The organism is Stenotrophomonas sp. SORGH_AS_0321, from assembly GCF_031453215.1.
In the GTDB taxonomy this organism is placed as follows: Bacteria; Pseudomonadota; Gammaproteobacteria; order Xanthomonadales; family Xanthomonadaceae; genus Stenotrophomonas; species Stenotrophomonas chelatiphaga.
This window is the reverse complement of record NZ_JAVIZG010000001.1, coordinates 789,382-803,278: the sequence shown is the minus strand read 5'-3', so window position 1 is coordinate 803,278 and position 13,897 is coordinate 789,382. Positions and strand designations below refer to the sequence as shown.

Here is a 13,897-nt window from a genome sequence, read left to right as displayed (position 1 = left end):
CCCGCACACCATCCAACGAAGAGCCCCCTTGATGTTCAAGGGGGCGCGCCGCAGGCGCGGGGATAAGGTGAAATGCGCGGGCAAATCGAGCCTGCGAAGAAGGCTTACGCCTTCTTCTCGGCCTCGATTTGCTTGCGGATCTGCGCATCCACCGCAGCGATCGCGGTCATGTTCAAAATCCGGCGCGAGGTCGCGCTGCTGGTCAGGATGTGCGCCGGCTTGGCCACGCCCATCAGGATCGGCCCGATCGCCACGCCATCGGTGAACACGCGCACCAGGGTTGTAGGCGATGTTGGCCGCTTCCAGGTTGGGCAGCACGAACAGGTTGGCACGGCCGGTCAGGGTGGAGCCCGGCAGCAGCTTCTGCCGCAGCGCTTCGTCCCAGGCGGTGTCGCCCTGCATCTCACCGTCCACGTTCAGGCGCGGGTTGCGCTTGAGCAGCATCTCGCGGACCTGGCGCATCTTCAGCGCGTCCTTCGAATCGTGGCTGCCGAAGTTGGAGTGCGACAGCAGCGCCACCTTCGGTTCGATGCCGAACAGCTTCATGCGGTAGGCCGCCTGCAGCGTGGCTTCGGTCAGCTGTTCGGCCGTGGGATCTTCCTGCACGTGGGTGTCCACGAAGAAGAACACGCCCTGCTGGTTGATCACGCCGGTCATCGCCGAGGTCGAAGTGACCTTGGACTCCAGCGGCAGCACGCTGCGCACGTAACCCAGCTTCTTGTGGAAGCGGCCGACCACGCCGGTCAGCAGTGCATCGGCTTCACCGCGCGCCACCATCACCGCGGCGATCAGGGTCGGGCGCGAACGCATCAGGTTCTTCGCCGCGGCCACGGTCACGCCACGACGGCCGGTCAGCGCGTGGTAGTACTGCCAGTACTCGTTGAAGCGCGGATCATCGTTGATGTTGGTGACCTGCACGTTCTCGCCGATCTTCAGGCGCAGGCCCAGGCGTTCGATGCGTGCCTCGATGACGTCCGGGCGACCGATCAGGATCGGATGCGCCAGGTCCTCGTCGACCACGTTCTGCACGGCCTGCAGCACCACTTCTTCCTCGCCTTCGGCATACACCACGCGCTGCTTGTCGGTGCGCGCGCGGTCGTACACCGGCTTCATCATCAGGCTGGTGCGGTAGACGAATTCGGACAGCTTCTGGCGGTAGGCAGCCATGTCGGCGATCGGCCGCGCGGCCACGCCGGAATCCATCGCCGCCTGTGCCACGGCAGCGGACAGCTCCACCAGCAGGCGGCGGTCGAACGGGCGCGGAATCAGGTATTCACGGCCGAAGCTCGGGGTGTCACCGCCGTAGGCCGAGCCCATGTCGGTGGCCGCACGGCGTGCCAGCGCGGCGATGGCGCGCACGCAGGCGATCTTCATTTCCTCGTTGATCGCGGTGGCGCCCACGTCCAGCGCGCCGCGGAACAAGTAGGGGAAGCACAGGACGTTGTTGACCTGGTTCGGGTAGTCCGAACGACCGGTGCCGATGATCGCGTCGGCGCGTACCGCGCGCACGTCTTCGGGCATGATTTCCGGGGTCGGGTTGGCCAGCGCGAAGATCACCGGGTCCGGCGCCATGGTCTTGACCATGTCGGCGGTCAGGATGCCCGGTGCCGACAGGCCCAGGAAAATGTCCGCGCCGTCGACGATCTCGGCCAGGGTGCGCTTGTCGGTATCACGCGCGTAACGCGCCTTTTCCGGGTCCAGGTCGCTGCGGCCGGTGTGGATCACGCCCTCGCGGTCGAAGGCCAGGATGTTTTCCGGCTTCAGGCCCAGCTGCACCAGCATGTTGACGCAGGAAATGCCGGCCGCGCCCATGCCCGTGGTCGCCAGCTTCACTTCTTCGATCTTCTTGCCGGTGATCGCCATGGCGTTCAGCACCGCGGCGCCGACGATGATCGCCGTGCCGTGCTGGTCGTCATGGAACACCGGGATCTTCATCCGCTCGCGCAGCTTGCGCTCGACGATGAAGCACTCCGGTGCCTTGATGTCTTCCAGGTTGATGCCGCCGAAGGTCGGCTCCAGCGAGGCGATGATGTCGACCAGCTTGTCCGGGTCCAGCTCGTCGATTTCGATGTCGAACACATCGATGCCGGCGAATTTCTGGAACAGCACGCCCTTGCCTTCCATCACCGGCTTGCCGGCCAGCGGACCGATGTTGCCCAGGCCCAGCACGGCGGTACCGTTGGAAATCACCGCGACCAGGTTGCCACGTGCGGTGAGCTCGCTGGCCTGCTGCGGGTCGGCCATGATCGCTTCACAGGCGTAGGCAACGCCGGGCGAATAGGCCAACGACAGATCACGCTGGGTCAGCATCGGCTTGGTCGCCGTGACCTTGATCTTGCCCGGCGGCGACATGCGGTGGTAATCGAGGGCGGCCTGTTTGAAATCTTCTTTGGACATCGACGTTGGGCACATGAATGGGCAAGGGGGACAGGGGATCATACCCCCGTTGTTCGGGCTGGACCTGTCGCGGGGCTGTCGCGCGTGTGCTGCAGTGCACCAACCGGCGTGTTGCCGGCGTACTGCGGAGCATCGCGCCGCACCCTCCATGCGGGTGTGACAGCAAGGTGGCAGGTACCGCGGAAAAAACTGCGGGGCCACGTCATCGCTGACGGGCCCCGCATCCTGACGTGGAAGGGTCAGATCTTGGCAGCGGCAAGCGGCAGGGCCGCATCGACCGGCGGCGGCAGCTCGCTTTCGCGGCCGTCCAGCGCCAGCTTCAGGCGGTCACGGTCCAGCGCGCCTTCCCAGCGCGAGACCACCACGGTAGCCACCGCGTTGCCGATGAAGTTGGTCAGCGAGCGGCATTCGCTCATGAAGCGGTCCACGCCGAGGATCAGCGCCATGCCGGCCACTGGTACTTCCGGTACCACGGCCAGGGTGGCGGCCAGGGTGATGAAGCCGGCGCCGGTCACGCCGGCGGCACCCTTGGAGCTCAACATCGCCACCAGCAGCAGGGCGATCTGGTGGCCCAGGGTCAGCTCGGTGTTGGTGGCCTGGGCGATGAACAGCGCCGCCAGGGTCATGTAGATGTTGGTGCCGTCCAGGTTGAATGAATAGCCGGTGGGGACCACCAGGCCGACCACCGACTTGCTGCAGCCGGCGCGCTCCATCTTTTCCATCAGCGACGGCAGCGCCGATTCGGACGAAGAGGTGCCCAGCACCAGCAGCAGCTCCGCCTTCAGGTAACGCGCCAGCTTGAACACCGAGAAGCCGCACAGGCGGGCCACCGCGCCCAGGATCACCACCACGAACAGGAAGGCGGTCAGGTAGAACGAACCCACCAGCCAGGCCAGGTTGATCAGCGAGCCGACCCCGTACTTGCCGATGGTGAAGGCGATTGCACCAAACGCGCCGATCGGGGCAGCCTTCATCAGGATATGCACCAGCTTGAACACCGGAGCGACCAGCGCTTCCAGGAAGTTCAGCACCGGCTTGCCCTTCTCACCCACCAGTGCCAGCGCGATGCCGAACAGCACCGCCACGAACAGCACCTGCAGGATGTTGCCGTCCACGAACGCGCTGACCAGCGTCTTGGGAATGATGTCCATCGCAAAGCCGACCAGGGTCAGGTCGTGCGACTTTTCGACATAGCTGTTGACCGCGGTCTGGTCCAGGTCGGCCGGGTTGATGTTCATGCCCGCGCCCGGCTGCACCACGTGCGCCACGATCATGCCCACCACCAGTGCCAGCGTGGAGAAGAACATGAAATAGGCCATCGCCTTGGCGAACACCCGGCCCACGGTGCGCAGGTGGGTCATGCCGGCGATGCCGGTGACGATGGTCAGGAAGATGACCGGGGCGATGATCATCTTCACCAGGTTGATGAAGGCATCCCCCAGCGGCTTCATCTTCTCGCCGATCAGCGGCTCGTAATGGCCCAGGACGGCACCGAGGATGATGGCGACCACGACCTGGAAATACAGCTGGCGATAGAACGGCAGCGGCTTGGTCGGCACCGGGGAAGCGGCGGGAACGTGCATGGCGGGCTCCGGAAGGGACTGATGACGCCAACGCCACGAAGGACACGCGGCGCGGCATCGGATGGCGCCCTTTGTACGCCGCGCGGACGCATCAGCAGATAACCTATTGGTACTACCCCCCCGGTTCAGGCTGCCTCCGGGCGCTTTCTGCGCCTACACTGCGCCGGTCGCGACGACCCCGCACAGACCGGGGCGCGTGTAGATCCACCTTTCCCGAATAGAGACCTGCCGTCCCATGCGAATGACCCCGACCCTGCTTGCCCTGTCCCTGGCCGCCAGCCCGCTGCTGGCCAATGCCGCTGGTTTCGACAACTGGCCGACCAAGGTGTCGTTCGCTGATGGCACCGAGCTCGCCGCCACCGGCAACATCGCCTACGACTGGAACAATTTCTCCGGCAACATCGAAAACGCCGACGCGGTACGCCGCAAGGAATTCGGCGCCACGCTGAAGAAGAAGGGCGTGTATGACGCCATGGTGTACTACGACTTCCAGTCCGACACCTGGCTGGATGTGTACCTGCGCCTGGAAAGCAAGGCGTTCGTCGGCCAGGACATCGGCAAGTTCCGCGTCGGTTACATGAAGACCCCGGTCGGCCTGGATGCGGTGACCAGCTCGCGCGCCGGCAGCTTCATGGAATTCGCGATGCCGGTGCAGGCGTTCTACGCCGGCCGTCGCACCGGCCTGGACTGGGTGCTGGAGCGTCCCGCCTACCTGCTGCAGGCTGGCCTGTACGGTGGCAAGGACCTGCAGGGCGACAACCCCGGCACCATGCAGGCGCTGCGTGCGGTGTGGACCCCGGTCAAGGCCGAAGCGAACGTGCTGCACCTCGGCCTGGCGCTGTCGCAGGAAAACCCGCGTGGCTGGCGTGATGGCCGCGACGTGCACCACGAAGCGACCGCGCGTTTCCGCGCGCGTCCGGAGGCCGGCCTGACCGACCTTCGCCTGGTCGATTCCGGTGCGCTGGTCACCGCCGACAAGGTCAACCGCGCCGGTCTGGAGGGCATCTTCATCCGCGGTCCGTTCTCCATCCAGGCCGAAGCCCTGCAGGCCACCATCACCCGCGAAGGCAAGCCGGACTACACCGGCAACGGCCAGTACGTGATGGGCAGCTGGGTGCTGACCGGCGAATCTCGCCCGTACAGCGGTGGCGGCGTGGCCAACATCAAGCCGGCGCGTGACTACGGCGCGGTGGAAGTGCTGGCGCGCTACAGCCGCCTGGACCTGGACGACGCCGATGTGCTCGGTGGCCGTGAACACAACTGGACCCTGGGTGCCAACTGGTACCTGACCAGCCACTTCAAGTTCCAGGCCAACTACATCAAGGCCGATGCCAGCCGTCGTGGCGTGCATACCAAGCCGGAGATCTTCGAAGTCCGCGCCCAGATGCATTTCTGAGCCGGGCCGCGTGACTGAGCGGGTCATCGACCCGCTCTGCCCGTAGACTCTGTCCGCATGTACCGGCTCGGCCGCTACCGCAAGCTGGCCATGACCCTGCTGGTGATGATCGGCGGGACCGCGCTGTGCGCGGTATCGGCCGGGCATTTCGCCGGCCAGCGCGCATTGGCCGGCGAAAGCGCGCAGGTGCAGCGCCAGCTGCAGCTGTATGGCCAGGGCCTGCAGCAGCGGATCGATCGCTTCGGCACCCTGCCGCAGGTGATGGCGCTGGATCCGGACCTGCTGGCCGCGCTGCGCAGCGCACCTGATCTGGCAGGACGCCAGCGCCTGAACCTCAAGCTGTCCCAGGCCAACCAGGTCACCCGCGCCTCGACCCTGACCCTGGTCGGCCGCGATGGCGTGGCGGTGGCCGCCAGCAACTGGGACCAGCCCTCGACCAACGTCGGCGAAGACTACAGCTACCGGCCCTATTACCTGCAGGCGATGGCGGCCGGCCACGGCCGTTTCTACGGCATCGGCATGACCACCGGCGTGCCCGGTTACTTCCTGTCGCACGCCATCGACGATGCCGACGGCACCCGGCTGGGCGTGGTGGTGATCAAGATCGAGCTGTCCGCGCTGGAACAGGAGTGGGTCGCCAGCCCGGACATCGTCCTGGCCAGCGACAACCACGACGTGGTGTTCCTGGCCAACCAGGATCCCTGGCGCTACCGCCTGCTGCGGACCCTGGGCACGCAGGAACGCGAGGAAATGCTGTCCAGCCGCCAGTACGCCGACCGCTCCCTGCAACCACTGCGCGCACGTACCGAGCGGGTGCTGGACGACGGCGGGCGGATCGTGCGCATGGCCGACCCGGCGATGCCGCGTGCGCTGCTGTGGCAGACCATCGACCTGCCCGAAGAGAACTGGCACCTGCACCTGCTGCACGATGCCAGCGCGGCCGGCGCGGTAGCCCGCAGTGCGGCCATCGGCGGTGGCGCGGCGTGGTTGGCGCTGGGCTTCCTGGCGCTGTTCGTGCAGCAGCGGCGACGCCTTTCGGCGCATCGCCAGCGCAGCCGGCGCGAGCTGGAAACCCTGCTCAAGCAGCATGCCCAGGAGCTGCGCAGCGCGCAGGATGGGCTGCTGCAGGCCGCGCAGGACGCCGACCGCGGGCTGAGCCGCAGCCTGGAACACCTGCCGCAGGGCGTGGTGATCATCGACAGCCAGCAGCAGCTGGTGGCGTGGAATTCGCGCTATCTGGAACTGTTCCGCTTCCCGCCGGGACTGGTGCAGGTGGGACGGCCGATCGAGGAGATTTTCCGCTTCAACGCGCGTCGCGGCCTGCTCGGGCCGGGGCCCATCGACGAAGCCATCGAACGCCGGCTCAACCACCTGCGCAGCGGACGGCCGCACATGCGCGAAAGCGAGAAAGACGACGGCACGGTGCTGGAAATCCGCGGGAATCCGCTGCCCGACGGCGGCTTCGTCACCAGCTATGCGGACATCACCAGTTACAAGAACGCCGCGCGCGAACTGCGCTCGCTGGCCGACGCGCTGGAACACCGCGTGGCCGAGCGCACCCGCGACCTGGACGAAGCGCGGCGCGAGGCCGAGCAGGCCAACCGCTACAAGACCCGCTTCGTCGCTTCGGCCGTGCATGACCTGCTGCAGCCGCTGAACGCCGCACGCATGTTCGTGTCGGTGCTGCGCGCCAAGCTTGCCGACGGCGAACAGCAGCAGACCGCCGACCACATCGAAGCGGCGCTGTCAGCGCAGGATGCGATCCTGGTCAGCCTGCTGGATATCTCCCGGCTGGAATCGGGCAGCCTGCAGACGCGGGTGCGCGCCTTCGCGCTCAACCCGCTGCTGGAGACCCTTGCCCGCGAGTTCGGCATTGCCGCCGAAGGTCGCGGGCTGCAGCTGCACTGGGTGCCTACCGCCGCGGTGGTGGTGAGCGACGAGGCGCTGCTGCGGCGCATCCTGCAGAATTTCCTGTCCAATGCGCTGCGCTACACCCAGCGCGGCCGCGTGCTGCTGGGCTGCCGCCGCGAAGGCGGCCGGCTGTGGATCCAGGTGCACGACCAGGGTCCGGGCATCCCGGAGAGCCTGCACAAGGAGATCTTCGAAGAATTCCGCCGCCTGCACGATGGCCAGGAACGCGGCACCGGACTGGGCCTGGCGATCGTCGAACGCATCGGCCGCCTGCTGGAGCATCCGATCCGGCTGCGCTCGGTGCTGGGCAGCGGCTCGATGTTCGAAGTGGCGGTGCCGCTGGGCCGGTCAGAGGAGGTCGTGGCGTCGGTGATGGTGCACGCGCCGGTGGTGGTGGAAACCACGGCGGACAGTCCGCTGCGTGGGCGCCGGGTATGGGCCATCGATGACGATGCGCATGTCAGCGTTGCCACGCGTGCGCTGCTGGAAAAATGGGGCTGCGATGTGGAGCAGTCCGAAGGCCCGCAGGCCGCGCTGGATGCGGCCCACGCCGGGCTGGCACCGGAATTGGTGCTGCTGGACGTACGCATGGGCGAGTTCCATGGGCCGGCGCTGTATGAGGCGCTGTGCGAACGCTGGCAGGCGCGGCCGCCGGTGGTGCTGATCACCGCCGAACGCGATGATGCGCTCCGGGCGCTGGCCGCCGACAACGGCTGGGGCTTCCTTGCCAAACCGGTGCGTCCGCCCGCCCTGCGCGCCCTGATGACCCAGCTGCTGCTGCGCCACCGCGGGTAAGGCCTGCGACGGATGGATTCCGCCGCGCGTGGCTCGGCGCTACAGGGCGGACGGTGACGCGGTAGCGCCGACCCATGGTCGGCGAGCGCAGCGGCGCGGATCGATTCCGCCGAGCGTGGCCCGGCGCTACAGGGCGGACGGTGACGCGGTAGCGCCGACCCATGGTCGGCGAGCACAGCGGCGCGGCTCGATTCCGCCGAGCGTGGCTCGGCGCTACAGGGCGGACGGTGACGCGGTAGCGCCGACCCATGGTCGGCGAGCGCAGCGGCGCGGATCGATTCCACCGAGCGTGGCTCGGCGCTACAGGGCGGACGGTGACGCGGTAGCGCCGACCCATGGTCGGCGAGCGCAGCGGCGCGGATCGATTCCACCGAGCGTGGCCCGGCGCCACCTTGGCCTACACCAGGCCGGCGTCGCCTTCCGGCTCCAGCGCCTTCACCAGCACCGCAGCCTGCGTACGGCTGTGGCATTCCAGCTTCTTCAGGATGGCGGTGACATGCACCTTGACCGTGTTCTCTGCCAGGCCCAGCGTGTAGGCGATCTGCTTGTTCAACAGCCCATCGGCCAGGCACAGCAGCACGCGGAACTGCTGCGGCGTGAGCTGCGCAAGGCGGCTGGCCAGCAGGGCATCGGCATCGGATCGCTCGGCGGCCATCGCCGGGAACCACAGGCCCCCATCCAGCACGGCCGCCACGGCTTCGCCGATGGTCTCCGGCGGCACCGATTTGGGGATGAACCCGGCGGCGCCGAACTGCTGCGCACGGCGGATGACACGCGGGTGGTCATTGGAAGACAGGATCACCACCGGGATGTCCGGATGCGCGCCGCGCACATGCAGCAGCGCGGAAAACCCGTGCGCGCCGGGCATGGTCAGGTCCAGCAGCACCAGGTCCACGTCCGGCTGCTGGTCCAGCGCCTGTTCCAGCGCCTCGGCACTGGCCACCTCGCGTACGTTGACCTGGGGCAGGCCCTGCCGCAGCGAATGCACCACGGCAGCGCGCAGCAGGGGATGGTCGTCGGCAACCAGCAGGTTCAGTTCGCTCATGCGGGCATTGTAGGGCCGACTTCAGTCGGCCGTGCGCTACCGCGCCGGCCGCATGCTGCTGTTCCAGGCATCAAGGAACTGCCGACGTTTCAGCGCATCCAGGTAGACCAGCAATCCCGGGCCGAGCTGGATCGGCCGCAGGTTGCGCTCCGGGCTGCCGTTGCGCGTCGCGCCGCCGCGCACGATCGGCATCAACCGGGCTTCGCGGGACAGCACCTGCTGGCCGCGCGGCGACAGCAGGTAATCGAGGAAGCGCCGCGCTTCGGCCGTGTTGCGCGCATTGCGCGGTATCACCGCGGTGCGCAGCATCACCAGCGTGTAGTCCTCCGGTTCGACGATGCCCAGCGGTTCACCGTCATCGATGCGCGCCTGTGCATACGAACCGAGTACGTTGTACACCAGTGACAGCTCGCCGCTGCTGACCTTGTCCAGCAGCACTCCGGTCCGCTCTTCCAGCAGCACCCGGTTGTCGCCCAGCGCGCCCAGCAGCGCACCGGCCATGCTGCCACGCTGCGCATCCTGCGTGGCCAGCAGGTAGCCGACGCTGCTGCGGTTGATGTCATAGGTGCCGACCCGCCCACGCAGCGGGGCATCCGGCGCGCGCAGCAGGTCCAGCAACTGGCGCCGCGTACGCGGGACGCGCGCGGCCGGCAGCGTGCGGGTGTTGTAGACCATCGCCACCGGCTCGTAGCTGATCCCGAAGGCCTCGCTGCGCCACTGCGCCCAACCGGGCAGCGCCTCGGTCTGTGGCGACCGATGGGCCAGTGCATGGCCGTCGTTGACCAGCTTGGCCTGCAGGTCCATGCCACTGGAAATCAACAGGTCGGCCGAGGCGGGCCCGTTCCGCTCGCCAAGGAAGCGCGCGTGCAGGTCCTGGGTGATGATGTCCTCGTACACCACTTCCGTTCCCGGATGCAGGCGCTGGTAGTCGGCGATCACCACGGCGAATACTTCGATGTCGGTCGAACCATGGATGCGCAGCTGCGCGTTGGCGGGCCCGGTTGCGGAGAAACGCTGTACGTCGCCGGGTGCGGCAGCGGCCACCGCCCCCCACAGCAGCAGCGTGAACAGCGTCATCTGGCGGATCATGCGTGGCTCCGGGGCAATGCGATGGTGGCCACCAGGCCCCCTTCACGACGGTTGGAAAGATCGATGCGGCCCGCGTGCGCATCCACCACGCGCTTGACGATGGCGAGCCCCAGCCCGGCCCCGCCAGCAGCGGCGCCTTCGCCGCGCGCGAAGCGCTCGAACACCCGTTCGGCATCGCCGGGCGCGATGCCCGGGCCGTGGTCGGCGATGGTCAGCAGGGCCGTGTCGCCGTCCAGGGTCAGGGCGACCTGCAACGGCGCCGCGCCACTGTACTTGATGGCGTTGTCGATCAGGTTCTTGATCGCCTCGCGCAGCAACAGCGCATCACCCTGCACCCACACCGGTCCGGCGCTCATCGCAAGGTGCACGCGTGGGATCGGTTCCACCTGGGGCACGGCCTCGTGCAGCGCCTGGTGGACGGTCTCGGCGAGGTCCACCGGCGCGTAGCGCTGCAGGTTGGCGCGGTGGATCACGCTGGCATCGCTGAGCAGCTGGTTGAGCAGGCGGCTCATGTGGCTGGCATTGCGTTCGATCGCCAGCAGGCTGCGACGCATGTCCTCCGGCTCCTCGTCATCCAGCGCCAGCTGCGCCTGCGCGCGCAGCGCCGCCAGCGGCGTGCGCATCTGGTGCGCGGCTTCGGCCATGAACGAGCGCAGGGTTTCGTTGCTGCTGGACAACCGGCCCATGAAGCGGTTGAGCGCGGCGACCATCTGGTCCATTTCGCGTGGCACGTGCGCGTCCAACGGACGCAGGTCGGACGGCTCGCGCCGCGACAGCTCGCGCTCCACCCGCACCAGCGGACGGAAGGCGCGGTGCACGCCGACACCGACCAGCGCCAGCGACAGCAGCGACAGCACGGTGATCGCCAGCAGCGCGCGGTTCACCATCTCTTGTGCGAGCGCTTCGCGCGCACGCCGGGTCTGCCCGACCTGGACCTGCACCTCGCCCTGCGCCGAAGGCGACGACAGGTTGCGCGCCACGACCACGAAACGCACGGTTTCTCCGCTGTACGGCGCGTCGAACAAGGCCGGTGCATCACCGTGCCCCTTGATGCTGCGCGGCACCGGAGGCAGGTCGCCATAGCCGGTGATCAGCGCGCCGCGACTGTCCGCCACGCGGTAGAACACCCGGTCTTCCGGCGCCATCGCCAGCAGGTCCAGCGCCGCATACGGCAGGTCGACCTGCCACTGGCCATCGACCAGCGCCACCGAATCGGCGATGGACAGCGCCGAGGACACCAGCAGGTGGTCGTAGGACCGGTTCGCCGCACGCTGCCCGTAGTCGCGCGCGGCGAACAGCAGGGCGACCGCGAACACCGCCAGCAACGCGCCCAGGTACAGCGTCAGCGTGCGCCGCAGCGACGCCGGGCGCTGCCGCTCACGCGGGTGCATCGATGCGCCCGTCGGTCGCGTCCACGGCTTCCAGCATGTAGCCCACGCCGCGCACGGTGACGATGCGCAGCGGCGCGGCAGCCAGCTTGCGGCGCAGCCGGCCGACATACAGTTCGATGGCATTCGGCCCGGCTTCGTCGTCGAAGCCGAACAGCCCATTGCCGATCTCGTCCTTGCCGACCACCTGCCCCAGCCGGCCGACCAGTATCTCCAGCAGGCGGAATTCGCGGTTGGGCAGTTCGATCAGTTCGCCGTCCAGGCTGACGCGGTGCGCGGCGTTATCGAACTGGAACCCGCCGATCTGCACCAGTTCGCTGGCCTGGCCGCGCGCGCGGCGCAGCAGCACGCGGCAGCGCGCTTCGAATTCGCGGAAATCGAAGGGCTTGCCGAGATAGTCATCGGCACCCACGTCGAGCGCCTGCACGCGGTCTTCGATGCCGTCACGGGCGGTGAGCATCAGTACCGGGGTGCTGTCACCGCGTTCGCGCATGCCGGCCAGCACGCGCAGGCCGTCCAGTTTGGGCAGGCCGATGTCCAGCACCACCAGGTCGAAGCTCTGGTAGCGCAGCACGCTGGCGGCGGCCAGTCCGTCGGACTGCCAGTCGACGGCGTGGCCGTTGCGGCGCATGCGGCGGATGATGGCATCGGCGAGGTCCGGGTTGTCTTCGACCAGCAGCAGGCGCATGCGGTTGTCGGGTACGGGGGAGTGGAGATGCTAACGCACGGGCGGTGGATCGAACGGCTGATGCGCGTTCGCGGCTGGCTTTGGAGCTGGGCTACGGGTTGGCGACGGGCGGGGTGGGTATGCGGGGCACGCGCAAGTACGTCCATGTAGCTCTTCGCGGCTCCTGCCGCTCAAGGCCCCGCATACCCACCCCGCCCATCGCCCTGAGGGTTTCCCGGCTGCTGCCGGCCGCGTATGAGGAAAAAAGGCGGTAGCGCCGAGCCGTGCTCGGCGGGCGCGATGAGGCCGGTTTCGCTGCGCTGCACAAACCGCTGACAGGTGAATGACAGCTTGCTGGGCCGAGACTGCGGCCTCGCATCCGTTCCGGGTGCCCACGTTGGCCGCGCGCCGGGCGCGCACCTGGGAGGGTTTGTGGATCGTTTCACTGTTCGTTGGTCGGCGGTTGGTTGCTGTGCGATGGCCGCCTGTGCCGTGTCTGCTGCTGCGCCAGCCGTTGCCGCCGAGGATGACCGGCCGGTTACCGCCGAGATCGGCGGGCGGCTGCATCTGGATTTCGCCAGCTTCGACAATGATGGCCGCGGTACGCCGAACAAGGACGATACCGAGGTGCGCCGCGCGTGGCTTGACGTATCCGGCAAGTTCTTCGTGGTCGACTACAAGATGGAAGCCGACTTTTCCGGTGACCGGGTCGAGGCGAAAGATGTGTACCTGAGCCGCAGCTTTGGCGACGCCGGCCGGCTCACCGTCGGTCAGTTCAAGCAGTACTTCTCGCTCGACGACCGTACCGGCTCCAACTACGGCAGCTTCCTGGAACGTGGCAACGCTGGCACCTCGCTGGCGCCGCTGTACCGGCTGGGGGCGTCCTGGCAGGCCAACCCGGGTGACTTCACCTGGGCAGCCAGCCTGTACAGCCTGGAAAGCATCGATGCCTGGCAGGTCAAGGGCCGCGCCGCCGGTGGCCGCGCCACATGGGCACCGAGCCCTGCCGCTGGCGACGTGCTGCACCTGGGTGTGTCGGTGGCGCGCGAGCTCTACGACAACCCCGGTGCCAGCGGTGCGCCCGGACTGCGCATCCGCCCGCGCCCGGCCGGTCACCTGTCCGATGAAAGCCGCCTGACTTTGGTCGACTTCTCCGCGGGCCGCGATACCGACGTGGACAAGTGGTCGCTGGAGTACGCGCAGGTGCGTGGGCCGTGGTCCTGGCAGGGCGAGTTCAGCGGCGCCACGTTCGACGACGGCCTGCAGCGCGGCAAGGTGCTGGCCGGCTACGGCATGCTCAGCTGGTTCGTGACCGGTGAGTCGCGCGGCTACGACCGCAAGACCGGTCGCTTCGCCCGCATCAAGGACATCCGGCACAAGGCCGGCGCCTTCGAACTGGCGCTGCGCTACGACCAGATGCGCGGTGACCAGCACCTGGTCGGCCTGCCCGACCTGCGCGACGGCAGCACCGAGGCGTGGACGCTGGGCGGCAACTGGTACCTGCGCGACAACCTCCGCTTCATGCTCAACCTGATCGAAAGCCGCAACCGCGACCGCCTGGCCGACGTCACCGTTGACCGCACGCGCGCCGTCACCGGCCGCCTGCAGTTCGATTTCTGATGCTCC

The 13,897-nt window shown here is 67.9% G+C and carries 8 protein-coding genes and 1 pseudogene; 3 read left to right on the top strand and 6 right to left on the bottom strand.

The genetic code is table 11. From position 1 onward, the window contains the following. Window positions 1-104 precede the first annotated feature (104 nt). A pseudogene (locus QE373_RS03365) lies at window positions 105-2,397 on the bottom strand (NADP-dependent malic enzyme). Window positions 2,398-2,636: 239 nt separating this feature from the next. Continuing rightward, entirely contained in the window at window positions 2,637-3,980 is a 1,344-nt protein-coding gene (locus tag QE373_RS03360; RefSeq protein WP_309683619.1) for a dicarboxylate/amino acid:cation symporter, read from the bottom strand. Window positions 3,981-4,215: 235 nt separating this feature from the next. Between QE373_RS03360 and QE373_RS03355 the strand changes: the two genes are divergently transcribed. Together QE373_RS03355 and QE373_RS03350 are read left to right on the top strand one after the other, a co-directional pair. Next, window positions 4,216-5,376: a porin gene (locus tag QE373_RS03355; RefSeq protein WP_309683617.1), complete on the top strand. Its 1,161-nt coding sequence runs from the start codon at window positions 4,216-4,218 to the stop codon at window positions 5,374-5,376. A gap of 57 nt (window positions 5,377-5,433) precedes the next feature. After that, on the top strand, window positions 5,434-8,082 hold the full coding sequence (locus QE373_RS03350) for a PAS-domain containing protein (protein WP_309683615.1): 2,649 nt from the start codon (window positions 5,434-5,436) through the stop codon (window positions 8,080-8,082). Between the two features lie 397 nt (window positions 8,083-8,479). Here QE373_RS03350 and QE373_RS03345 read toward each other — a convergent pair whose 3' ends face one another. The 4 genes from QE373_RS03345 to QE373_RS03330 are packed head-to-tail and all read right to left on the bottom strand — an operon-like array spanning window position 8,480 to window position 12,292. Continuing rightward, window positions 8,480-9,127 (bottom strand): response regulator transcription factor, encoded by a 648-nt coding sequence (locus QE373_RS03345; protein ID WP_309683613.1) that lies wholly within the window; start codon window positions 9,125-9,127, stop codon window positions 8,480-8,482. Between the two features lie 36 nt (window positions 9,128-9,163). Further along, window positions 9,164-10,216, bottom strand: a complete 1,053-nt coding sequence (locus QE373_RS03340; protein WP_309683610.1) for an ABC transporter substrate-binding protein — start codon at window positions 10,214-10,216, stop codon at window positions 9,164-9,166. Further along, window positions 10,213-11,607, bottom strand: coding sequence for a sensor histidine kinase N-terminal domain-containing protein (locus tag QE373_RS03335; RefSeq protein ID WP_309683608.1), 1,395 nt, complete (start codon window positions 11,605-11,607; stop codon window positions 10,213-10,215). The genes QE373_RS03340 and QE373_RS03335 overlap by 4 nt, the downstream gene beginning before the upstream one ends. After that, window positions 11,594-12,292 carry a response regulator transcription factor gene (locus QE373_RS03330; RefSeq protein WP_309683606.1) on the bottom strand — a complete coding sequence of 233 codons (699 nt, stop codon included), beginning with the start codon at window positions 12,290-12,292 and terminating at the stop codon, window positions 11,594-11,596. Before QE373_RS03330 ends, QE373_RS03335 begins: the two co-directional genes overlap by 14 nt. Before the next feature lie 456 nt (window positions 12,293-12,748). On the opposite strand from QE373_RS03330, the gene QE373_RS03325 reads away from it, so the two are divergent. Then, window positions 12,749-13,891, top strand: coding sequence for a porin (locus QE373_RS03325; RefSeq protein WP_309683603.1), 1,143 nt, complete (start codon window positions 12,749-12,751; stop codon window positions 13,889-13,891). Window positions 13,892-13,897 lie beyond the last annotated feature (6 nt).

What these genes read in the sequence shown, in the direction of transcription:
- QE373_RS03360 (WP_309683619.1), bottom strand. Translation starts at nt 3,980, where the DNA reads ATGCACGTTCCCGCCGCTTCCCCGGTGCCGACCAAGCCGCTGCCGTTC.
- QE373_RS03355 (WP_309683617.1), top strand. Translation starts at nt 4,216, where the DNA reads ATGCGAATGACCCCGACCCTGCTTGCCCTGTCCCTGGCCGCCAGCCCG.
- QE373_RS03350 (WP_309683615.1), top strand. Translation starts at nt 5,434, where the DNA reads ATGTACCGGCTCGGCCGCTACCGCAAGCTGGCCATGACCCTGCTGGTG.
- QE373_RS03345 (WP_309683613.1), bottom strand. Translation starts at nt 9,127, where the DNA reads ATGAGCGAACTGAACCTGCTGGTTGCCGACGACCATCCCCTGCTGCGC.
- QE373_RS03340 (WP_309683610.1), bottom strand. Translation starts at nt 10,216, where the DNA reads ATGATCCGCCAGATGACGCTGTTCACGCTGCTGCTGTGGGGGGCGGTG.
- QE373_RS03335 (WP_309683608.1), bottom strand. Translation starts at nt 11,607, where the DNA reads ATGCACCCGCGTGAGCGGCAGCGCCCGGCGTCGCTGCGGCGCACGCTG.
- QE373_RS03330 (WP_309683606.1), bottom strand. Translation starts at nt 12,292, where the DNA reads ATGCGCCTGCTGCTGGTCGAAGACAACCCGGACCTCGCCGATGCCATC.
- QE373_RS03325 (WP_309683603.1), top strand. Translation starts at nt 12,749, where the DNA reads ATGGCCGCCTGTGCCGTGTCTGCTGCTGCGCCAGCCGTTGCCGCCGAG.